At 71.4% G+C, this 21,896-nt stretch carries 20 protein-coding genes and 1 riboswitch; of the genes, 8 read left to right on the forward strand and 12 right to left on the reverse strand.

Annotation, left to right across the window (positions count from 1 at the left end; all coding sequences use genetic code 11):
• Nucleotides 1-67 precede the first annotated feature (67 nt).
• Nucleotides 68-2,617: an ATP-dependent DNA helicase gene (locus ACIP5K_RS02780; protein WP_401404257.1), complete on the reverse strand. Its 2,550-nt coding sequence runs from the start codon at nt 2,615-2,617 to the stop codon at nt 68-70.
• Nucleotides 2,618-2,879: 262 nt separating this feature from the next.
• Nucleotides 2,880-3,049, forward strand: a riboswitch (cyclic di-AMP (ydaO/yuaA leader).
• A 7-nt stretch (nt 3,050-3,056) separates the two neighbouring features.
• Here ACIP5K_RS02780 and ACIP5K_RS02785 point away from each other — a divergent pair.
• The gene (locus tag ACIP5K_RS02785; protein ID WP_401404259.1) at nt 3,057-4,259 is read left to right on the forward strand and encodes an NlpC/P60 family protein; all 1,203 of its coding nucleotides are present in this window, start codon (nt 3,057-3,059) and stop codon (nt 4,257-4,259) included.
• A 607-nt stretch (nt 4,260-4,866) separates the two neighbouring features.
• Complete coding sequence (locus tag ACIP5K_RS02790; RefSeq protein WP_401404261.1) at nt 4,867-5,001, forward strand: hypothetical protein; 135 nt, start codon at nt 4,867-4,869, stop codon at nt 4,999-5,001.
• 53 nt (nt 5,002-5,054) lie between these two features.
• Here ACIP5K_RS02790 and ACIP5K_RS02795 read toward each other — a convergent pair whose 3' ends face one another.
• Nucleotides 5,055-5,282: a hypothetical protein gene (locus ACIP5K_RS02795; protein ID WP_401404262.1), complete on the reverse strand. Its 228-nt coding sequence runs from the start codon at nt 5,280-5,282 to the stop codon at nt 5,055-5,057.
• 464 nt (nt 5,283-5,746) lie between these two features.
• Here ACIP5K_RS02795 and ACIP5K_RS02800 point away from each other — a divergent pair, with 464 nt between their 5' ends.
• Together ACIP5K_RS02800 and ACIP5K_RS02805 are read left to right on the forward strand one after the other, a co-directional pair.
• The gene (locus ACIP5K_RS02800) at nt 5,747-7,201 is read left to right on the forward strand and encodes an ATP-dependent nuclease (RefSeq protein WP_401404264.1); all 1,455 of its coding nucleotides are present in this window, start codon (nt 5,747-5,749) and stop codon (nt 7,199-7,201) included.
• A gap of 260 nt (nt 7,202-7,461) precedes the next feature.
• Entirely contained in the window at nt 7,462-7,806 is a 345-nt protein-coding gene (locus tag ACIP5K_RS02805; RefSeq protein ID WP_401404266.1) for a DUF2750 domain-containing protein, read from the forward strand.
• Here ACIP5K_RS02805 and ACIP5K_RS02810 read toward each other — a convergent pair.
• From ACIP5K_RS02810 to ACIP5K_RS02820, 3 genes are all read right to left on the reverse strand, one after another.
• Nucleotides 7,803-8,647 (reverse strand): IS5 family transposase gene (locus tag ACIP5K_RS02810; protein ID WP_401405251.1). Its coding sequence is split into 2 segments (ribosomal slippage): nt 7,803-8,290 and nt 8,290-8,647, totalling 846 coding nucleotides; the frame shifts between segments, so codons are not numbered across the junction. The genes ACIP5K_RS02805 and ACIP5K_RS02810 overlap by 4 nt on opposite strands.
• Nucleotides 8,647-8,880 (reverse strand): hypothetical protein, encoded by a 234-nt coding sequence (locus ACIP5K_RS02815; protein WP_401404268.1) that lies wholly within the window; start codon nt 8,878-8,880, stop codon nt 8,647-8,649. Before ACIP5K_RS02815 ends, ACIP5K_RS02810 begins: the two co-directional genes overlap by 1 nt.
• Before the next feature lie 173 nt (nt 8,881-9,053).
• Nucleotides 9,054-9,407, reverse strand: a complete 354-nt coding sequence (locus ACIP5K_RS02820) for a hypothetical protein (RefSeq protein ID WP_401404270.1) — start codon at nt 9,405-9,407, stop codon at nt 9,054-9,056.
• Nucleotides 9,408-9,718: 311 nt separating this feature from the next.
• Between ACIP5K_RS02820 and ACIP5K_RS02825 the strand changes: the two genes are divergently transcribed.
• The gene (locus ACIP5K_RS02825) at nt 9,719-10,762 is read left to right on the forward strand and encodes an NlpC/P60 family protein (protein WP_401404272.1); all 1,044 of its coding nucleotides are present in this window, start codon (nt 9,719-9,721) and stop codon (nt 10,760-10,762) included.
• A gap of 13 nt (nt 10,763-10,775) precedes the next feature.
• On the opposite strand, the gene ACIP5K_RS02830 is transcribed toward ACIP5K_RS02825, so the two are convergent.
• The 4 genes from ACIP5K_RS02830 to ACIP5K_RS02845 form a co-directional block, all read right to left on the reverse strand.
• Nucleotides 10,776-12,251, reverse strand: coding sequence for an FG-GAP-like repeat-containing protein (locus ACIP5K_RS02830; protein ID WP_401404274.1), 1,476 nt, complete (start codon nt 12,249-12,251; stop codon nt 10,776-10,778).
• 216 nt (nt 12,252-12,467) lie between these two features.
• Nucleotides 12,468-13,109, reverse strand: coding sequence for a LysE family translocator (locus ACIP5K_RS02835; RefSeq protein ID WP_401404276.1), 642 nt, complete (start codon nt 13,107-13,109; stop codon nt 12,468-12,470).
• A 67-nt stretch (nt 13,110-13,176) separates the two neighbouring features.
• Complete coding sequence (locus tag ACIP5K_RS02840) at nt 13,177-13,869, reverse strand: LuxR C-terminal-related transcriptional regulator (protein ID WP_401404277.1); 693 nt, start codon at nt 13,867-13,869, stop codon at nt 13,177-13,179.
• Complete coding sequence (locus ACIP5K_RS02845; protein ID WP_401404279.1) at nt 13,866-15,173, reverse strand: PspC domain-containing protein; 1,308 nt, start codon at nt 15,171-15,173, stop codon at nt 13,866-13,868. The genes ACIP5K_RS02840 and ACIP5K_RS02845 overlap by 4 nt, the downstream gene beginning before the upstream one ends.
• Nucleotides 15,174-15,337: 164 nt before the next feature.
• Between ACIP5K_RS02845 and ACIP5K_RS02850 the strand changes: the two genes are divergently transcribed.
• Nucleotides 15,338-16,660 (forward strand): PspC domain-containing protein, encoded by a 1,323-nt coding sequence (locus ACIP5K_RS02850; protein WP_401404281.1) that lies wholly within the window; start codon nt 15,338-15,340, stop codon nt 16,658-16,660.
• Nucleotides 16,661-17,014: 354 nt separating this feature from the next.
• Here ACIP5K_RS02850 and ACIP5K_RS02855 read toward each other — a convergent pair whose 3' ends face one another.
• Nucleotides 17,015-17,542, reverse strand: a complete 528-nt coding sequence (locus tag ACIP5K_RS02855) for a DoxX family protein (RefSeq protein WP_401404282.1) — start codon at nt 17,540-17,542, stop codon at nt 17,015-17,017.
• A 75-nt stretch (nt 17,543-17,617) separates the two neighbouring features.
• On the reverse strand, nt 17,618-18,889 hold the full coding sequence (locus ACIP5K_RS02860) for a hypothetical protein (RefSeq protein ID WP_401404284.1): 1,272 nt from the start codon (nt 18,887-18,889) through the stop codon (nt 17,618-17,620).
• A gap of 174 nt (nt 18,890-19,063) precedes the next feature.
• Between ACIP5K_RS02860 and ACIP5K_RS02865 the strand changes: the two genes are divergently transcribed.
• Nucleotides 19,064-19,948: a DUF4429 domain-containing protein gene (locus ACIP5K_RS02865; protein WP_401404286.1), complete on the forward strand. Its 885-nt coding sequence runs from the start codon at nt 19,064-19,066 to the stop codon at nt 19,946-19,948.
• A gap of 517 nt (nt 19,949-20,465) precedes the next feature.
• Here ACIP5K_RS02865 and ACIP5K_RS02870 read toward each other — a convergent pair.
• Entirely contained in the window at nt 20,466-21,287 is an 822-nt protein-coding gene (locus tag ACIP5K_RS02870) for a class II aldolase/adducin family protein (protein WP_401404287.1), read from the reverse strand.
• Nucleotides 21,288-21,404: 117 nt separating this feature from the next.
• Here ACIP5K_RS02870 and ACIP5K_RS02875 point away from each other — a divergent pair, with 117 nt between their 5' ends.
• The gene (locus ACIP5K_RS02875) at nt 21,405-21,884 is read left to right on the forward strand and encodes a pyridoxamine 5'-phosphate oxidase family protein (protein ID WP_401404289.1); all 480 of its coding nucleotides are present in this window, start codon (nt 21,405-21,407) and stop codon (nt 21,882-21,884) included.
• The last annotated feature ends 12 nt before the right edge of the window (nt 21,885-21,896 follow it).

The raw sequence follows: 21,896 nt of genomic DNA on the forward strand, positions 1-21,896 counted from the left end.
CTCGACCCAGGGCCTCGACCTAGGGCCTGGCCGACCCCGGGCGCCCGGCATCCCGCCCGGCGCCCGGCTACAGCTTCTCCACCGGCGCGTACCGCAGCAGCAGCCGCTTCGGCTTCGGGTCCCCGAAGTCGATCGTCGCCTCCGCGTTCGACCCCGAGCCGGTCACCCCGACCACCGTGCCGAGACCGAACTGGTCGTGCGTGACGCGGTCGCCGACCGTCAGGGACACCACCGGCTTCTCGCTCGCGCGGCGCGTGGCGAACGCCGGGGTCGACGAGCGGGAGCGCGACGAGGACAGCGAGGCCGCGATACCGCCTCCGATGCTCTTCGTCGAGGCCGCCGGGGTGGAGGGGCCGGTGCGCTTCCAGTCCAGGTGCGCGGCCGGGATCTCCTCCAGGAACCGGGACGGCGGATTGTACGAGGGCTGGCCCCAGGCGCTGCGCATGGTGGACCGGGTCAGGTACAGCCGCTCCCGCGCGCGGGTGATGCCGACATAGGCGAGCCGGCGCTCCTCCTCCAGCTCCTTGGCCTGGCCGAGGGAGCGCATGTGCGGGAAGACGCCGTCCTCCAGGCCGGTCAGGAAGACCACCGGGAACTCCAGGCCCTTGGCGGTGTGCAGGGTCATCAGGGTGATGACGCCGCTGCCGTCCTCGTCCTCGTCGGGGATCTGGTCCGAGTCGGCCACGAGCGCGACCCGCTCCAGGAAGTCGGAGAGCGTCCCGCCGGAGACCGGGGCATCCGCGCCGTCCGCCTCGGCGCCACCGCCCTGCGCGCCACCGCCCTGCGCGCCGTCCTCCTGCGCGCCGTCCGGCTGCGCGTCCGTGGCGGCGGCCGACTCCTGCTCGAACTCCAGTGCCACGGCGGCGAGTTCCTGAAGGTTCTCGATGCGGGTCTCGTCCTGCGGGTCGGTGGAGGCCTGGAGCTCCGCGAGGTAGCCGGTGCGCTCCAGGACCGCTTCCAGGACCGTCGCCGGGCCCGCGCCGGACTCGACGATCGTGCGCAGGTCCTCCATGAGCGTGTTGAACCGCTTCACCGCGTTCGTGGAGCGGGCCGCCATGCCGTACGCCTCGTCGACGCGGCGCAGCGCCTGCGCGAAGCTGATCTTCTCGCGCAGCGACAGGGCGTCGATCATCGCCTCGGCGCGGTCGCCGATGCCGCGCTTCGGCACGTTCAGGATCCGGCGGAGCGGGACGGAGTCCTCCGGGTTCGAGAGGACCCGCAGGTAGGCAAGGATGTCCCTGACCTCCTTGCGCTCGTAGAAGCGGACGCCGCCGACGACCTTGTACGGCAGGCCGACGCGGATGAAGACCTCTTCGAAGACACGGGACTGCGCGTTCGTCCGGTAGAAGACGGCGACGTCACCGGCCTGCGCGTCGCCCGCGTCCGTGAGGCGGTCGATCTCGTCGGCGATGAACTGGGCCTCGTCGTGCTCGGTGTCCGCGACGTATCCGGTGATCTGGGCGCCCGCTCCCGCGTTCGTCCACAGGTTCTTGGGGCGGCGCGACTCGTTGCGCTCGATCACCGCGTTGGCCGCCGAGAGGATCGTCTGCGTGGAGCGGTAGTTCTGCTCCAGCATGATCGTCGTCGCGTTCGGATAGTCCTCCTCGAAGTCGAGGATGTTCCGGATCGTGGCGCCGCGGAAGGCGTAGATCGACTGGTCGGCGTCACCGACGACGCACAGCTCGGCCGGGTCCGCTCCCTCGCCGTCCGCCGGGCCCACCAGCTCCTTGACCAGCGCGTACTGCGCGTGGTTCGTGTCCTGGTACTCGTCGACCATGACGTGCCGGAAGCGGCGGCGGTAGTGCTCCGCGACGTCGGGGAACGCGCGCAGCAGGTTCACCGTCGTCATGATCAGGTCGTCGAAGTCCAGCGCGTTCGCCTCGCGGAGGCGGGACTGGTACATCACGTAGGCCTGGGCGAGGGTCTTCTCGAAGCCGTCGGCGGCCTGGCCGGCGAAGTCCTCCTCGTCGATCAGCTCGTTCTTCAGGTTGCTGATCTTGGCGCTGAAGGACTTCGGCGGGAACTTCTTCGGGTCCAGGTCCAGGTCGCGGCAGACCAGGGCCATGAGGCGCTTGCTGTCGGCCGCGTCGTAGATCGAGAAGGAGGACGTGAAGCCCAGCTTCTTGCTCTCCCGGCGCAGGATGCGCACGCACGCGCTGTGGAAGGTCGACACCCACATCGCGTGCGCCCGCGGGCCGACCAGGGCCTCGACGCGCTCCTTCATCTCGCCCGCGGCCTTGTTCGTGAAGGTGATCGCGAGGATCTGGCCCGGGTGGGCGCCGCGCTCCGCCAGCAGGTACGCGATGCGGTGCGTCAGCACGCGGGTCTTGCCGGAGCCGGCGCCCGCGACGATGAGCAGGGGTGAGCCGCCGTGCACCACGGCGGCCCTCTGGTGCTCGTTCAACCCCTCCAGGAGGGATTCCGGATCGACCGCCGGGCGCGGGGCGCCGTCCCGGTAGTACGCGTCCCTGGCCGGGGGCACGTCGAACTTCCCGCCGAACAGATCGTCGGGGATCGGCTCCGGCGCGCTGTCGTGGGCGGGATCCTCGGGCGGCGGGGGCTGCTCCGCGCCGCTCTGGAGGCTGGCCAGGAAACTGTCGTCAAAGAGGCTGCTCATCGCCCTCCGAGTCTAGGCCGCCCCACTGACACACCGCCGCCGCCTTTGCGATACCGGGCCGCCGCCGCCCCGCGGGAGCCCGGCACGGCGGGCTCCGCATGACGCAGATCACCCCCCCGGGGCCCGTGCCGATCCCCCACCCGCAGCAAGGTCACGAAAATGTATCGGGCATATCGCACATCAACCTTCACAGCGGCGACACCGGTTGGCTACGGTGCTGCGCGGGCCGCCCGTCCCCCCGTCCGCGAGCGTCGCGGCGAGCGGTCGGCCCCCGCCGAGTTCCGCACGCCGTGAGGCAGGGAGCCGGGGACCCACCGACCTTTGGGGTGAATCGGCCCGATGTCCCGGCAGCGCCGGGCGGCGGACCGTAGGGCAACCTTCCGTACGCCCGAACCCGACAGCTAACCCGGTAGGCGGATGACGGAAGGAGTCGCCAGCCTTGGCGTCGCACCGCAAGCCGCGCAACCGCTCCCGACTCAGCGGCGGTCTTCGCACCACCCCGGCGATCGGCATCACGACCGCCGCGCTCACCTCGGTCGCCCTGCTCTCGCAGACGGCGCAGGCCGTGCCCGCGCAGCCGGACCGGCCGAGCCTGGAGGAGGTCCAGCAGAAAGTCGACAGCCTCTACCGCCAGGCCGAGGTCGCCACGCAGAAGTACAACGCGGCCAAGGAGCGGACCGCCGGCAAGAAGCAGCAGATCGACCGGCTCCTCGACGACATCGCGCGGCGCACCGAGAAGATGAACGAGGCCCGCCAGAAGCTGGGCCGGTTCGCCGCCGAGCAGTACCGCTCGGGCGGGATGAGCGACACCGCGACGATGTTCCTCGCCGACGACCCCGAGGACTACTTCGCGCAGGACCGGCTGCTCAGCCGGGTGACGGACGAGCAGAAGAAGGCCGTCGACGACTTCCAGGACGAGCAGCGCAGGACCGCGAAGAAGCGCACCGAGGCGCAGGAGAGCCTGCGGCAGCTCTCCGGCTCGCAGGACGAGTTGCAGAGCTCCAAGGAGGACGTGCAGACGAAGCTGTCGGACGCGCGCCGCCTGCTCTCCGAGCTGACCGCCGAGGAGAAGGCGCGGCTCGCGCGGATCGCGCGGGCCAAGGAGGAGGCGGCCCGCGAGAAGGCCGCCGAGCTGGCCGCGAAGCAGAAGAAGGCGGAGGAGGCCCGGCGCGAGCGGGCCGCGCAGGAGGCGGCCGACGACGGGGCTCCCGCCTCCGGGACGGGCGGCTCGGGCGGGTCGGCGACGGGCGGGTCCGGCGCGTCGGCGCCGTCGTCCGGCTACGCCGCCAAGGCGGCCCGGGCCCTCGCCTTCGCCCGGGCCCAGGAGGGCAAGCCGTACGTGTGGGGCGCCAGCGGCCCCGGCTCCTACGACTGCTCGGGCCTGACCCAGGCCGCCTGGAAGGCCGCCGGGATCTCCCTGCCCCGCACCACCTGGGACCAGGTGGAGACCGGCACGACGGTGCCGCTCTCCGCCATCCAGCCGGGCGACCTGGTGTTCTTCTACGACGACATCAGCCACGTCGGCCTCTACCTCGGCGACGGCATGATGATCCACGCCCCGAAGCCGGGCGCGTACGTGCGCGAGGAGTCCATCTACTACGACGGCACCTCGTCGATCCACAGCGTGGTGCGCCCGGCCTGACCGCTTGCAAATTCGCTGTAGACCTATCGGATTCTCAGCGTTCTGTCGCCAACTTGTCGTCTGCGACAGATCGCCGAGGGTCACTCCTTAGAGTGACCCTCGGTCACTCACGGCATCCGTGCGATCTCCGGGCACATGGGACGCCTCAGCACATGGGCAGTCTTCGCCGCCCAGAACTGAAGAGGTCCGCTATCGCCAGGCAGACGGGGTCGTCGCGGAGACCCGTGAGACCTGCTGATGAGTGAACAGGTAGCGGCCGGGCTGGCGGGGCGGGGTTTCGCTCGTGTAAGGGCGTCGGCACTCCTCGGGCTGGTACCACGCGGCGACGGGGCGATCGCCTGCTGGCCTACGAGAGTCGTTCGGAGCTCGCCGGATCTTGCTGGCGGAATCCGCCAGGGGTGTGGTCGGCACTGCCGCTCAGCCGTTCCAGGGGTGCGGGGACGACGGGTCCGCGTCTGTCGGCACGTGCCGGATCTGCTGCTGACGCATGTGGACGGACTGGTCGCGGTGGTGGACGTGAACGCTCCGTAGCGTGTGGACCTACCGGAGGAAGTGGCCCAGTTCAACTGGACACGGAAGCTGTCCTAGCTGCGGGACCGGGCTTTCGATGTGCACACGCGGCCTCGCCGCCCAACTCGCCATCGAAGATGGACTAGTCGCCCGCCGATTCCTGCAACTCGGCATCCCCCTGCGCCCGCTGGGCGTTCACAGCCACACCATCATGACCACCAAGGTCGACTAGAGCGTCCCGCGCAATAACCGCCCGGCAGTCGAAGGCATGCTGCACGGCTGGCTTCACTTCACCGCTTCCAAATTGCCATGGCCCTGCCGAATGTCGGAACCGCCGCTGACTACCTCGGCATGCACTGAGGTGCCCGGGGCCACCAATTCCAGCGCCTGGAACGCGATCTCGGGCATGCGCTGTTCCATCGCGCTGCCTTCGGAAAACCGCACCGTCCGACCAGACACGGCAACGCCCTTCTGCGCTCCTTTGGCGCGGGTGAGATCCAGGCGACGATGCACTCCGCACTCGGCTCCGACCAGATCACGCGCGTGCTGGGCATGGCCAGGCCGGCCAGAGCCGCGCGACCTGATCGACCACCAGAACGAAGAGTTCCACGGCGCCCAGGTCCATGCGAGACGCGGCATCGACAACGGCAGCCTCCATCCGTGGCTCAAGAGGATGGAACGAGAGGGCTGGTTCACCAGTCACCCGAAGCCGAAGAGTCCTGGCCTGCGCGAGCCCCGGTCGGCTGTGGCCCCGATTGCCAACGCACCTACTACGCGCTCACATCCGATGGGCTCCGCGCAGCCGTCCACGAAGTCCAGCACCACAAACCATGCCGTCGCACATACGATGAGCCCTTCGTCATACTCGGCGAGTCATGTTTTCGGATCTGCGACGATGAACCAACAACAGTCGAAAGGCAGACGGGGCAGTGGTGACTGACTACAGGAGCGAAGTCCGACCGAGTGTGATCACCGACTTGGAGACGAAGGTCGCCAAGGAGAACTACGGCAAGTACCTCAAGCGGTTGACTCTGCGGAAGCTCCGGGGCTTCACGGACCGAGAAGTCACCTTCGACTTTCCCGTCACTGCCCTAGTCGGACCGAACGGCGGAGGGAAGACAACCGTTCTGGGGGCGGCGGCCCTGGCCTACAAGAGTGTCTCGCCAGGACGATTCTTCGCCAAGAGCGGCAAGTACGACTCCAGCATGCAGAACTGGTCAATCGAGTACGAAATTATCGACAAGGAGCACACACCGCGTCTCTCGGTCTCGCGCACAGCCAGCTTTAAGCAACTGAAGTGGAACCGCACCGCTCTTGAACGCGAAGTTCTGGTGTTCGGAGTCGAGCGGACCCTGCCCGCCACGGAGCGCGCCAAGCTCAAGGCCGCCATTGGTGGATCTTTCGCCGCTGTCCGCGAGGTGACCCTTGCCCCCGAGGTCACGCATCAAGCGGCAAGGATCCTGGCCAAACCAATCGAAGGGTTCCAGCAGCTCTATGTGGACGCTGCGGAAAGAGTGTCTCTCTTCTCCGGCCTCACTCCTCGGGGGGACGGGTACTCCGAGTTTCACTTCGGTGCCGGCGAGGCGAGCGTCATCCGAATCGTCGCAGAGGTCGAAGCGGCCTCGCCGGGGGCGATGATCCTCATCGAAGAGATCGAGAACGGCCTGCACCCGGTGGCCACTCAGCGCATGGTCGAATACTTGATCGGTGTCGCCCATCGCAAGTCCTGTCAGGTCATCTTCACCACGCACTCCAACGACGCGCTCGCCCCGTTGCCTTCCAAGGCCGTCTGGGCGGCTCTGCAAGGCAACGTGATCCAGGGCAAGCTGGACGTCAAAGCTCTGCGGACCATCACCGGACAGATCCAGGCCAAGCTCGCGATCTTCGTCGAAGACGACTTCGCCGAGCTCATGGTTCTCACGGCCCTGCGCAGCCATGGCGGCATCGAACTGGACGAGGTCAAGGTGCACGCGATGGGTGGCCACGACCCTGCGATCAAGGTCAACACCCATCACAATGTCGACCCCACCGCAACCTATCCGTCGATCTGCATCCTCGACGGCGACCAGGCCGAACGCGCCAATCCGGACAAGGGCATCTTCACACTCCCTGGAGCCGGCTATCCCGAAGCCCATTTGCTGGAGCGGGTTTTGGACTGTCTCAGCGAGGAGGCGGGGCGGCTCGCGGTGGCCCTCCACCTCGGCCTGCACGCACAGGAACGAGTGAAGAAGGTGGTGACGGAGCGCGCACTCACCAACTGGGACCGGCACACGATCTGGGAACAGATCGGTGGCGACCTGGACTTCACCTCGGGCCACATCGTGAAGAGCGCGTTTCTGACGACCTGGGCCCAGAAGTTCCCCGAAGAAGTCAAGGCTCTGGTCGACGCGATCGGTGACAAGCTCCCTCGCCGGGACAGCAACCAACCGTGACCCCCGGCGGCCGCCACGAGCAGAAGGCCGAGCTTGACGGATTCGCCTTGGCTCGAGGTGCCTACTGCCGGCCTCGGTGAACGCTGCGCCAGCCTGCCCGTAGCTTCGGAAGGGGCCACGCCGAATGCGCCATGCTGATGCGGACGCAGCGTCTCATACAGCGCGTTGACTGCCCGCGCGGCCAGACGCTTCGCGAAGGAGACCCAGTGACTAAGAACCGCTAACGAAATGAGTGACAGGGAACGCTAGGCTCACGTGGCATGAGTCAGAGCGGTTCGCAAGCGGCAGCATTCTTCCGAGATGCCCGTCAGAGCGGAGTGGTCTGGTTTGTTCGGGATGACGAGGGAAGCCCGGCTCCCCGCTCCTCGGACGGCACGAGAAGTCTTCCCTACTGGTCGACCTCAGCTCGCGCCCAGAGGGCGGCGACGATCTGGGGGCATGGGCTACGTGTTGAATCCATGTCCCTGAACGTCTGGCGCGATCGCGATCTGGCTGATGCCGCCCGAGAGGGATACATGATCGGCATCAACTGGAGCGGACCGCGCCTCGTCGGCTGGAGCTTCACCCCGATGGAAGTTCTCAACCGACTGACGCCGGGTGACTAGCCCACGGCGCCGCTCAACACGGAGCGCAGCCGCCGCCAGCAGATGAGCGGGCATCCGAGGGTGAGGAAGGCTTCGTGGATGTCGTCGCGGATCTCCCAACGGATCCGCAGACGGCGGAACCAGTGCAGATGAGCGAACGCGCGCTCCACGACCAAGCGTTGACTGCCGAGCCCGGAGCCGTGCTCGGTGCCACGACGGGCGATCAGCGGCTTCACTCCGAGGTCCCAGACCTGGCGGCGGTACTTGTCGTGGTCGCAGCCGCGGTCGCCCAGCACCACGTCCGGGCGGCGCCGGGGCCGGCCGCGCTTGCCCCGCACCGGCGGCACGGCCCGCAGGAGTGGGATCAGCCGGGTGACGTCGTTGCGGTTGCCGCCGGTGAGGATGGCGGCGAGCGGGATGCCGGTGGCGTCGGTGATCAGGTGGTGTTTGCTGCCCGTCCTGCCCCGGTCGACAGGGCTTCGTCCGGCCATGACTCCCCCTTTACCGCGCGGATGTGGGAGCCGTCGACCGCCGCCCTGGAGAAGTCCAGGGCGTTCGCGCTGCGAAGCTTGGCCAGGAGGGCCTCATGCAGCCGGGGCCACACGCCGGCGTCGGTCCACTCGGCCAGGCGGCGCCAGCAGGTCATGCCGGAACCGAAGCCGAGTTCCTGCGGCAGGTGTTCCCAAGCGATCCCGGTGTGCAGGACGAACAGGATGCCCTGAAGCACCAGCCGGTCCGGATGCCGCTTGCGCCCCGGATGCCGGGGCCGACGCTCAACCTTAGGAAGCAGCGGCTCGATCACCGCCCACAACTCGTCATCGACTTCCCACGGCTTCGGCCGCGCTCCCCCGCGCCGCCGGATCACCGGTCCTGGAGTGATCCAACCATCTCGAAGATCATTTCGTTAGGAGTTCTAAGCGCCAGTACAGCGATGCGGGGAAACAGGGCGCCCGCAAAGCCGAACAGGCGTGTGAGCTGCTCGGGGTCTCCCGAACCGCTTTCTACGCCGCCGTACCAGCGCTCCACGAGTGCGGCCCTGAGGCCGAACTGGCCGAGCAGATCACCACCCAGCTCTCGGACCATCGCCGTCGCCAAGGGTGTCCACGCCCTCCTCGACTCCTGACCAGCCCATGGCCGCGCGCAGGAGATGCCGCTACCCCAGCCCGCGAAGAAACGGACAGACCAATGAGAATGCACCCCAAACCGCAGCCCAGCGACACCCACTCCGACAAATGTGATGGGAACCTACACCGCTCAGGGCCGGGCGGTCAGGTCCACAGCACCGCGATGAAGATGTTCGCGACGGTGAGCGCGCCGACCGTCGCGAACAGCCCCTTCTCGGCCCTCTCCTCGTCCCGCTTCACGTAGACGATGCCGAGGATCACGATCAGGATCGCGAGCTTCACACCGATCTTGATGTTGTTGACGGTGTGGTCGTCGGCCTGGTTGAGGCCGACCAGGGCGACACCGGTCACCAGCATGGTCAGGGCGCCGTGCAGCATCGCCTTGTTGAAGCGGGCGGTGCCCTTGCCGATCGCCGACATCTGCGTGAGGAAGCCGCCGAGCAGCGAGGCGATGCCGATGATGTGCAGGCCGACGAAGAGATGGATGAGTACGTCCATGGTTCCGGAGCCTAACGGGACGGACGGGACGCCCCGCCACCGATCCCCCGCGCGCACTCCCGGTCGCTGAACGGTCACTCTCCGACGTCACCGACCATGAGTGGGCAGTTGCGAACAATCCGGCAGCAACCCGTGACGCCGAGGTTTAGCGTCCTTCCTCAGGTGACCGGCTCCCCACCGCCGCCCGGACCAGGGGCGGCAGTCGGACACCACCGCCGAGGAGGATCCGGCGGCGGCCCGCTCCCCCTGTGGCGGGCCGTCGCCGGGAACACGCCGAGGCGGGCGTACGACCCGGAAGGACGTGGCGCTTCGTGCCGGCAGCGCATCGCAAGCCCAGGCCGCGCTCGCTCAGCGGCCATACGGCCCGCACCGCGGCCACCCTCGCCCTCGCCTCCGCGGCGGGCGTCACCGCTCTCGACGGCGGCCCGGCGCACGCGGAGCCGGACCTCGGCCCCGCCCAGGTCCGCGCGAAGGTCGACCGGCTCTACCGGGAGGCGGAGGTCGCCACCGACCGGTACAACGGGGCGCGGGAGGACGCGGCCGAGGCCCGCCAGAAGGTGCGGGCGCTCCAGGACGAGGCGGCCCGGCGCGAGGACGCCCTGAACTCCGAGCGGCAGCGCCTCGGTTCGACGGCGGCCGCCCAGTACCGCACGGGCGGCGTCGACCCGTCCCTGCAACTCCTGCTCTCCGCCACCCCGGACCGCTATCTCGACGAGGCGTCCTTCGCGGACCGGGCCGGCACCCGGCAGGCGGCCACCGTCAGCCGCGTCCGCGCCCGGTTGCGCGACGTCGAGCAGTTGCGCGCCCGGGCCGCCGGCCAGGTCTCCGAACTCCGGTCGCGGCAGCGGGAGCTGACCCGGCAGAAGAAGACGGTCACGCGCAAGCTGGGCGAGGCCCGCGACCTGCTGCGCCGGCTCACCCCGGCCGAGCGCGCCGCCGCCCCGGACGCGGGCCGCGCCTCCCGGTCCGGGGCCGACCGCACCGCGCCGGCGTCCGAGGCCCCCGGCCCCCGCGCCGCCGCGGCCATCGCGTACGCGCGCCGGGCCCTCGGCAGCCCCTACGTCTGGGGGGCGACGGGCCCGGACGCCTTCGACTGCTCGGGGCTGACGCAGGCCGCCTACCGCGCGGCGGGCGTCTCCCTGCCGCGCACCACCTACGCGCAGATCAACGCGGGCCGGCGCGTGTCCCGCTCCGCACTGCAACCCGGCGACCTGGTGTTCTTCTACTCCGGGATCAGTCACGTCGGCCTCTACATCGGCAACGGCGAGATGATCCACGCCCCGAACCCGAGCGCGCCGGTGCGCATCGCCCCGATCGACCAGATGCCGTTCGCCGGGGCGGCCCGGGTGGTGTGAAGGGCCGGCGGCCCTACGGGATCGGGACGGTGGGGCCGTTGTCGCCGCTCAGGTTCTCGCCGAACAGCGCCTTCGCGGACGGCGCGCCGATGTCCGTCGGGTTGACCGCGACCGAGTTCGTCGCCGTCAGTCCGGCGGTGGCGCCGCGCAGGTTCCACACCGCGCCGCTGTTGACGACGCTGCCCAGGTCCTCGCCGGGCGCACCGGCGACCAGGTCCGCCCTGCCGTCGCCCGTCACGTCGAGCAGCCGCACCGCGCCACCGAACGCGTCACCGGCCTCCGCGGCCCCCGGTACGCCCGCCGTGTCCTGGTGGAACGCCTGCGCGCCGGTACCGGTGAGCCCGCCACTGCCGCCCTTGAGCAGCACCACGGCGCCGGCCTTCGCCTTCGTGCCGATGGCCTCGCCGGGGACGCCGACGGCCAGGTCCGCGTAGCCGTCGCCGGTCACGTCGGCGGCACTCAGGCGCGAGCCGAACTGGTCGGCCTTCTCGCTCGCGCCGGGGACGCCCGCCGTGTTCTGCGTGATCGTCTTCGTCCGGGTCCTGCTGGGGCCGGTCGGCGAGCCGTAGAACACCTTGACGGTGCCGGGGTCGGTCTCGGTGCCCTCGGTCAGCTCGCCCGGCCAGACCCGGGTGGCGAGGTCGGCGTAGCCGTCCTTGTCGAAGTCGCCGACGGCCGCGGTGGCCGCGGAGGGCAGCGCCGTATAGGTGCTGGACAGGCCGTTCTTGGTGCCTAGCCAGAGCTTGCCGCCCTCGGCGTGGTTCTCGTAGACGTAGAAGGTCGCGAGGTCCTCGATGCCGTCGCCGTTGAAGTCGCCCGCGGTGGTGGTGTTGATGAAGTTGTCGGTGCTGTACACCTTCACCTGCTGCTCGCGGGCGGCGGCGCCGTCGCGGCCGATGGGCCCGTAGAGGACGGCGTGGTAGTCGTAGTCGTCGCCGTGCTTCAGGAACAGGTCGGTGTGGCCGTCGCCGTCGAAGTCGCCCGCGGTCAGGTCCTCGCCGATCGAGGTGCCGGCGGGCGCGGCGAGACGGACCGACTCGGCGCCGGTCATGCCGCCCTTGCGGCCCCACAGGACGGTCACCGCGCCGTTGACCCCGGCGGTCTCGTCGTACTCGCTGGAGAGCACGGCGAGGTCGGTCAGGCCGTCGCCGTCCAGGTCGCGGGAGACCAGCGCGTACCCGAACTTGTGGTCGTCGCCGGAGACGCCGGGCACGCCCGCGGTGTCCTGGCTGATGACCTTGGTGCGCGCGGCGTCGATGCCGTGCGCCGAGCCGTAGCTGACCGTGATGTACCCGGCCCAGGTGTGGCCGCCGATCTTGGCCTGCGGGGCGGCGACGGCGACGTCCTGGAAGCCGTCGCCGTCGAAGTCCTCGCGCACGGTGGTGGCCCGGGTCTGCGCGGACGCGGTCCCGGCGAGGAGCGGCACGCCCAGCGAGCCGATCATCGCGGCGGCTATGGCGGTCGACAGGACGGGTCTGCGGATGGACACGGTTCCTCCTTGGGGCGCGCGGGCGGCGCGGGACGGCGACACGGACGCGTGAACGTGAATGTGAGTCGTCTGCGAGACGCGCGTGAACGCCGGATGGTTGCGCACCGACCCCTGGGTGAACCCGTTCGGCCGCGGAACGCGGCCGGTGACGGCCCGTCAGGCCCCGGCAGTCCCCGTCAGGACCCGTCAGGCCCCATCAGGCCCCATCAGGCCCCGTCAGTCTTTGCGGCCCGTCACCGCCACGGTGACGCCGAGGCCGACCATCGCGAGGCCGCCGGCGCCGCCGACCGCGGCGAGCCGGCGCGGCGAGCGGGCGAACCAGCCGCGGGCCGTGGCCGCCGCCAGGCCCCAGATGCTGTCCGACGCCACCGCGATGACGTTGAACACCAGTCCGAGCAGCAGCATCTGGAGCGCGGTGTGGCCCGCCTCCCGGTCGACGAACTGGGGCAGGACCGCCGCGAAGAAGACGATCGTCTTGGGGTTCGCGACGCCGACCGCGAACCCCTCCCAGAAGGTGCGCGAGCCCGTCGCGGTCCGCCCGTCCGGGCCGGCGAACACCGTCGTCAGCGCCCGGCGCCGGCGGATCGCCTGCACCCCCAGGTAGACGAGGTAGGCCGCGCCCGCCAGCTTCAGGACGGTGAACACGGCGATCGAGCGTTCCACGACCGCGCCGACGCCGAGCGCGACGGCGGCGACGAGGACGTACGACCCGGCCGTGTTCCCGGCGACGGTGGTCAGCGCCGCCCGGCGGCCCTGGGACAGCGCCCGGCCGACGACGAACAGGACGCTCGGGCCGGGGACGACGATGAGGAGGAGGGACATCGCGGCGAACGCGAGCAGGCGGTCGATGGACATCATGGGCACCATGAAGACACAGCGGTGCCCGCCGCGTAAACCGGTGGAACGCCGGGGTGCGGGCCGCCGCTCAGACCAGCCGGCGCGCCGTCGCCCACCGGGTCAGCTCGTGCCGGTTGGACAGCTGGAGCTTCCTGAGGACCGCCGACACGTGCGACTCGACCGTCTTCACCGAGATGAAGAGCTGCTTGGCGATCTCCTTGTAGGCGTAGCCCCGGGCGATCAGGCGCAGCACCTCGCGCTCGCGCTGGGTGAGCCGGTCCAGGTCCTCGTCGACCGGCGGCGCGTCCGTCGAGGCGAACGCGTCGAGCACGAAGCCCGCGAGCCGCGGGGAGAACACGGCGTCGCCGTCCTGGACGCGGAAGACGGAGTCGACCAGGTCGGTGCCGGTGATGGTCTTGGTGACGTAGCCGCGGGCGCCGCCGCGGATCACGCCGATGACGTCCTCCGCCGCGTCCGACACGGACAGCGCGAGGAAGCGCACCGGGTGCTCGGCGTCGGCCATCAACGCCGCGCTGCGGCGCAGCACTTCGACGCCGCCGCCGCCCGGGAGGTGGACGTCGAGGAGGACGACCTCGGGGCGGGTCGCCGTGATGACGGTGACCGCCTGGTCGACGTCGGCCGCCTCGCCGACGACCTCGACGCCCGTCGTCTCGGTGCGGCCGATCTCCGCCTGGACCCCCGTACGGAACATCCTGTGGTCGTCGACCAGGACCACCCGCACGTGCCGTCCGGGGCCCTGCTCCGCCGCTGCGTCGGTCATGACGTCCTCTCCGCCCTCTTCATGGTCAGTTCGACCTCCGTGCCGCCGTCGGGCACCGCCCGCAGACGGGCCGTGCCGCCGTTGCGTTCCATCCGGCCGATGATGGATTCTCTTACGCCCATGCGGTCGGCGGGCACGGCGTCCATGTCGAAGCCCGGTCCGCGGTCGCGTACGGACACGAACACCTCGACCCCCTCGGACGTCGTCTCGATCTCCGCGTAGACCTGCACCGCGCCGCCCTCGCCACCGTACTTGGCGGCGTTCACCATCGCCTCCCTCGCGGCCTGCATCTGTGCCGTGAGGGCGTCGTCGAGCGGGCAGTCGCCGACGACGACGACCTCCAGCGGGACGCCGTGCTTGTCCTCGACCTCCGCCGCGCCCCGCTTGACGGCCTCGGCGACCGTCGTGGGCTCCTGCGGGTCCTCGGCGGCGGCCGGCTTGTAGAGCCAGGCCCGCAGGTCGCGTTCCTGGGCGCGGGCGAGGCGGCGCACCTCCGCGCCGTTGTCAGCGTTGCGCTGGATCAGGGTCAGGGTGTGCAGGACCGAGTCGTGGACGTGGGCCGCGACCTCGGCCCGCTCCTGCGCGCGGATGCGCATCAGGCGTTCCTCGGAGAGGTCCTGCGTCATGCGGATGAGGTAGGGGCCCGCGAGCAGCGCGATGCCGACCAGCACGGCGAGCGCCGCCTGGAGGATCGAGCCGAGGTGTTCGGTGGCGCCCTGGGTGACGAAGATGCCGGTCACGCCCGCGCCGACCAGGACGACCCCGGCGGCGGCGCGGGCCAGGTTCAGGGTGCGCCTGCGGCGGCCGACCTCGGCCCAGCGGGCCCGGCGCGCGTTGTCCGCCTGGCGCCACACCAGGGCGACGCCCGCGCCGACCAGCACGGCGGGGACGAGGTACGCCTTGGTGTTGCCGGACAGCCGCACGTTCTGTACGAAGGCGATCGCGACGACGACCATCAGGGCGAGGGCGACGATCTGCCCCTTGTCGGGGCGCCGCGCCACCAGCCTGCGGCGGCCGTCGGCGGAGACCTCGATGGTCAGGACCGTCGAGGGCAGCGGCCGGTCGGTGCCGACACCGCCGACGCCGAGCGGCACGAAGAACCAGAACGCCGCGTACAGCAGGGCGCCCAGGCCGTCGGCCATGAACAGGCCGACGAAGACCAGCCGCACCCAGACGACGGGCAGGCCGAGATGGCCCGCCAGGCCCCGCGCGACTCCGCCCAGCCAGCGTCCGTCGCTGCTTCGGTAGAGCTTGCGCGGCGGCCGCGGGTCTTCCACGAGAGAGGCGGTCGCTGCTTCCGGCATGCCCCCGATCGTCACACGCCGGGACGGTGCCCGGCATCAGGGTCGGGCCCGGACACGTCCCTGATCTTCGCGCCCGGCGCGCGCCGCGGCTCAGGGACGATCTCAGGGTCCGGCCAGGGTTGTCCCGGCTCCCGCCGGCGGCCCCGGGACGCCACCATGGACGTATGACGCACGAGGATGCCCCGGCCGGCGCGGCCACCGCCACGGCCCCCGGCGGGGAGCCGGAGCCCGCCCCGCCGCGCCGGTTCCGCCGCGACCGGCGGCACAAGACGCTGGGCGGGGTGTGCGCGGGGCTGGGCCGGCACAGCGACATGGACCCGGTGATCTACCGGATCGGCCTGGCGGTGCTCGCCGTGACCGGCGGCCTGGGGCTGATCTTCTACGGCTTCGCATGGCTGTTCGTGGCGTACGACGACGAGGACGAGACCGAGTTCCGCAAGCTGCTCACCGGGCGGGTCGACGGGCCCGGGCTCGCCGCGATCGTCACCGCGCTGGTCGGCTGCGGGGTCTTCCTGTCCATGCTGAACAACGGCGGGGCGCTGTCCTTCGCCGCCGTGCTCGCCCTGCTGCTGGCCGGTGCCGGGTACTGGTCGCAGCGGCGCACCACGACCGCCGACGCCGATCCGGTCGCCGCGCAGGCCGTCGCCGACGCGCCGCCCGAGGCGCAGGCCCCGCCGGTGACCGGGGCGCCGTCGTGGTGGCGCGACCCGATCGTCAAGGACGGTACGCACGTCGGGGGCACCGGATACTTCTGGGGGCCGCCGGACATGGCACCGGCCGCCGCCGCCCGGCCCGCCGGGGGCTGGCCGGGCGGGCGGGGGCGGCCCGTGGGACCCGGACAGCCGCGCGGGCCGCGCCCGCCGCGCGGGATCGGGGCGCTCACCTTCCTGGGGGCGCTCGTCGCCGGGCTCGTCGGCGCCGGGGTCACCTGGGACGACCGGTCGCTCGGGCACAGCCTCCAGACCGGGCTCGCCTGCGCGCTGGGGGTCTTCGGGCTCGGCATCGCGGTCAGCTCCTTCTGCGGGCGCACCGGCGTCGGCTCGATCGTGCTCGCCGTCGTCACGGCCGGGCTGCTCACGGCGTCCGCCGCGCTGCCCGGCAACATCAGTACGCGGTGGATGCGCACGCAGTGGGCACCGGCGAGCGCCGCCGCCGTCTCGCCCTCGTACGAGCTGGGGTCCGGGATCGGCACGCTCGATCTGTCCCGGGTGCGGCTCGGGGCCGGGAAGTCGCTGGCCGTGCACGTCGAGGTGGGCGCCGGGCGGGCCAGGGTCGTCGTGCCCGCGGCGGCGACGGTGGAGCTGCGTGCCGAGGTGGGGGTCGGGGACGTCCAGTTGCCCGGGGACGCCTCCGACGACGTCGACGTCCAGCCGGGCGTCGAGCAACGTACGACGCTCGAACCGCCGTCCGGGACGAAGGCCTCCGGCACGGTCGAGCTGCATGTCGAGGTCGGGGTCGGACAGGTGGAGGTCTCCCGTGCGTCGTGAATTCCGTCCGGGGCGGTTGCTGGCCGGGGTCGTGCTGATGGTGACCTCGGGGGTGTATCTCGGGGATGCCGGCGGGGCGTGGGTCACTCCGTGGTTCGTGGCGATTCCGTTGGTGGCCGGGGGGTTGGTGCTGGCCGGGATCGTGGGCCTGACGACCCACACCCTCCGCCACCGCCACCCCCCTCACCCCGACTGACCCCCCGGCCCGGCTCGTCGCCCGCGGCTCCCGTCGTGGCTGGTCGCGCAGTTCCCCGCGCCCCTGGGTCGCACGTCGCCTGCGGGCCGGTGGCCTCTTCCCGCGCAGTTCCCCGCCGGGCCGCAGGCCACGAAACTGTGCGAGGTGGTGGGGTGGGGTCAGCGTAGGGAGATGGACCGGGTGCGGGAGCGCCACCACGCGTCGACCGACCACACCGCCGCCCCACCCAGAACCAACGGCAGCCACGCCATCAGATACGCCAGATCGTTGCCGAGGTAGTACGGCTCCGTCTGCCAGCTCACCGTCAGCCACAGACTCAGCGAGATCAGCACACCGCCCAGCGCGGCGATCCGCGCCAGCACCCCCAGCAGCGTGCCGATCCCGACGGCCAGCTCCCCGAGCGCGATCGCGTAGCCGAACCCCGAAGGGGACCTCAGCGCCAGATCGACGAGCGCCGGGATCGCGGAGCTGTCCCGCACCCCGCGCATCTGATCCCCGATGGACCCGGCCCCGGACGCCTTGAAGAACGCGCTGTCGCTCAGTTTGTCGTACGCCGCGTAGATGAACGTGATGCCGAGAAAGACCCGCAACGGCACCAGCGCGTACCGCTGCGCGGTCTCCCGCCAGCCGCCGCGCCCTCTGTCGACATACCCGGTGTACGAATCGGTCCGCATGCCGTGTGCCATCACCGCTCCGCCGCCTCTCGCGCTGGGCGCTCCACACGCCTTTACCCGACCATACGTACGAGAGACGGGTTCGGCTCAGTCCGTGACGTCGATCGTGCACCGGTTGGTCTCGACCCCGGTGGCCGTGACGACCTGCACCTCCACCCGGCCGGGCTCGACGTCCACCGGCACCGGCACGGTGAGCAGCGCGTCCGCCGGGTTGGTGAACCCGCCCGCGACCGGAACCAGCGGCACGTGCACCTGGACGGGCCCGATGCGCACCGCCACCCGCGCCAGCTGGTCGGCGCCGCCCGCGCCCGGCGGCACGAACCCGGCGCCGCGGATCTCGATGTCGTCACCGGTGCGGATGGGCGCGTCGAGGTCACCGGCCTCCCGGGCCCGCACCACGGAGAGGATGACCGGCCGGCCGCCCTCGGCGTACTTGCCGGCCAGATAGGTCGCCGCCGAGACGACGACGAGGACGGCCAGGCCCCAGGGCAGGTCGGGAAGCTGGTCGGGGCGGCGGGCCAGGCGCGCCCCGGCCCAGAGCACGGCGGCGGCGCACACGGCGACGTACTGCGTGTCGGTGAAGCTGCCGCGCCCCGAGTCGTCGGTGAGCAGGTCGGCGGCGCGCGGCCGGGCGGCCCGCACCTTCTGGAGGCGCTGACCGGTGACCCGCAGCCCGACGACCCGCCGCACCAGCACGGCGACCGCGCAGACCACGGCGAGCACGGTCAGCAGGCCCGCCCCGGCGGCGAGTTCGAGGCCGTCGATGAGCGCGTCGCGGTGGGCCGGACCGGAGGCCGCCGCGAGTTCACCGGCGAGGACCAGGACGGCGTACACCGACAGCAGCACCACCCCGCCCGCGACCGCCCGCGATGTCGACAGCCGGTTGTCCTCGCCGATCATCGGCGCGAGCACCCCGCCACGCGCCCGGTGCCCGTAGGCGGCGCCGGTCAGCAGCGCGCCGAGCAGCACGGCGGCGGCGAGTCCGGCCGTGCGGGCGGCCGTCCAGCCCGTGCCGAGCGCCGTGAGCAGCTGGACGAGGAGGAGCACCCCGGTCGCCCCCCACACCACGGACAGGGTCCGCGGCCACAGCCCGGCCAGCCAGGCGGCGCCCTCCTCGCGGCCTCGGTCGGCGACCGTCTGGGCGGACTGGGTCAGTTCGTCGGAGATCCACTGCCGGGACGCCCCGGCCGAGTGGGCGACGGCGGCCGGCAGACCGGTGCCGGCCGCCAGTTCGTCCCGCCTGGCCACGAACGCGGCGACCGCCCTGCGGTGCCCCTGGCGTGCGCCGTGCGGACAGTCGCCGCACGTGCACCCGCCCCCGTGCGAGTCCTGCCCCTGCCGCGCTTCCTGCACCGCCACCGTCGTGCCCCCGCCTTCGGGATCATGGACCCCGTGGTCGTCGTCAACTTCCGTGTGATGAGAGGGAATTGTGCCGTACCCGGCGCGTGCTCCGGCGCGCAGGTCCACCGCTGGAGGCTGAACGGCTTTCGTCCGCATTGACCGGAGTGTTGACGGTGCTGCGAGAATTTCTCCATGGCCGAGATCATCCAGCGTGACGGGGCCTGGGCCTTCGACGGAACCACGGTCCGCATCACCCCAGGTCTGCACCGCAGCGTGGCGCTGCTGCGGCAGGCCTACGGCGAGATCGAGGTGCCGCTGGCGGCCGTCGCGGGGGTCGCCTACGAGCCGGAGCGGCATCGCGGCCGGCTCCGGCTCACCCTGCGCGAGGCCGCCGATCCGCTGCTCCAGGCCACCGGTGGCCGGCTTCCGCGGACAGCGGACCCCTACCGGCTCGCGGTCGACACGGACCGGTCGGGCGTCGCCGAGTATCTGGCCGAGGAGATCCGGCAGGCGCTGCTGCTCGAACAACTCCCGGACGGGCCCGCCGACTCGTACCTCGTGCCGGGCCCGGCCGTGCCGGTCTCGGTCCGCTCCAGCGACGGCACGGTCTCCTTCGACGGCGGCCGGGTCCGCATCGACTGGAGCGACACCTCGGACCGGGTGAAGCGGGCGACGGGCCCGCGCGTCATCGCCCTCGACGACCTGGACGGGGTCGACTGGCTGCCCAACTCCGGGGACGGGGACGGGTTCCTGCGCTTCGTCACCAAGGGGGCGGTGGACGCCGTCGCCGGGCACGTGCGGCTTGCGCCGGAGAAGGATCCCTACGCCCTCGATCTGTGGGGCAACGCCCGCAAGGACCTGCTGACGGCGCTGGTCGCGGCGGCCGTCACCGCCCGGCTCCCGCATCCTTCGGCTCCGCGTGGGGGGCCGGCGGGGGTGGCCGGGGGGTCGGTGCGGGCCGATCATGATGTGCTGTTGCGGCGGTTACGGGAGTTGGGTGAGCTGCACCGGCAAGGTGTCCTCACCGACGACGAGTTCACCCGGACCAAGACCGTGGTACTCGACGACTTCCGATGACCCCACGCCTTACCCGGCTCCGGTCTTGCGGCTGCGGCTCGCGTCGCGCCTGCTCGCGCAGTTCCCCGCGCCCCTGGGTCGTACGTCGTCCGCGGGCCGGTGGGGCTTCTCGCGCAGTTCCCCGCGCCCCTGGGCAGTCCTTCGTCCGCGGCCCGGTGCCCGGCGTCTCGCGCAGTTCCCCGCGCCCCTGAGGCATGCGCTGCGCGCAGCCTTTCCCAGAGGCTGCGCTTCGCGCGCCTCTCCCGAGAGGCCGGACGGTGGCGCGCCTCTCCTGAGAAGCGGGACGATGGCGCGCCTCTCCTGAGAAGCGGGACGATGGCGCGCCTCTCCTGAGAAGCGGGACGATGGCGCGCCTCTCCTGATGAGATGGCGCACGCAGTGCGCATCTCAGGGGCGCGGGGAACTGCGCGACCAGCCACGACGAGAGCCGCACCCGAAAGACCACCCAGGGGCGCGGGGAACTGCGCGAGCGGCCACCACCGGGGCGCGGACGGATGACGAGCGGGCAGGGGTTCGGTCAGGGGGCGGGTAGGAAGTCCGGGTCGCTTTTTGTGAGGTCCTGCCACAGGCTCTGGTAATTGATCCAGGCCACGAGATCGCCCCCGGTACGGTCCCGGGTCTCCACGGCCTGGCGGCGATCGATGAGCACGGGCCGCCCGGCCGCCCGCGCGGCCAACTGCACCTCGCAGCACCGTTCGAGCGCGATGAACCACCAGGCCGCCGCGTCCACGGAGTCGCCCACGGTCAGCAGCCCGTGATTGCGCAGCACCAGCGCCTTGAAACCGCCGAGCGCGACGGCGATCCGCTTGCCCTCCCCGGCGTCCACGGACACCCCGGTGTACTCGTCGAGCAGCACATGGTCCTCGTAGAAGGCGCACGCCTCCTGGGTGATCGGTTCGATGAGCTCGCCGAGCGCGGACAGGGCGCGGCCGTACGTGGAGTGGCAGTGCGCGACGGCGACCAGTTCGGGCCGGGCCCGGTGCACCTCGGCGTGGACGGTGAAGGCGGCCTGGTTGACGTGGTGGCGGCCCTCCAGGACCTGCCCCTCGCCGTTGGCGAGGACGAGGTCGCCGACGGTGACGTGCCGCAGCGGCACCCCGAACGGGTTGACCCAGTAGCAGTCGTCGTACTCCGGGTCGCGGGCGGTGATGTGCCCCGACACCCCGTCCTCGTACCCGAGCCGCCCGAAGATGCGCAGCGCGCCCGCGAGCCGCTCCTTGCGGTGCCGTCGCTCGGCGGCGGCGCTGGTGTGGACCGGCGGCATGGCGAAGTGCAGCTGGTCCGTCGGTATCGGGGCGGGCGCGGGCGCGGGCACGGGTCCGGGGTTCTGCGTCGACATGCAGCGGAAGGTACCTCTGTGACCTCGAAGGCGACAGGGCCGGGCGGTGAAGAGAATGCGCCGGGTCTCCGGGAAAAACCGACAGGAGTTGTCGGGTAGGGGCGGCAGACTCGCCGCATGACGTCGAACTGGTCAGCCTTCCGCGCCGCCGAACCGGATCTCGCCACGACGGTCGAGGACCGTTTCGGCGCCTTCACGCACCACGTCCTGGCGACCCTGCGCAAGGACGGCTCCCCGCGCACCTGCGGGCTGGAGGTCCGCTTCCTGGACGGCGAGCTGTGGCTCGGCATGATGGCGGGCTCGCTCAAGGCGCTGGACCTGCTGCGCGACCCGCGGTGCGCGCTCCAGGCGAACCCGGGTGAGGGCACGTCCATGGGCGGCGGGGACGTGCGGGTCTCGGGTCGTGCGCTGCTCGTCGAGGACGAGCCGACGGTCGGCCGGTACACGGGGCAGGTCGCGGTCCCCGACCCGTCGTCCTTCCACCTGTTCCGCGTCGAGGTGACCGAGGTGACCCGGACGTCGGTGCGGGACGACGCGTACCTGCTGGTGGAGGTGTGGACGCCGGACGGCGGGCTGCGGTCGGTGCGGCGCACCTGAGGGGTGCCCGCG

It is taken from the genome of Streptomyces sp. NPDC088785 (genome assembly GCF_044750685.1).
Lineage (GTDB): Bacteria > Actinomycetota > Actinomycetes > Streptomycetales > Streptomycetaceae > Streptomyces.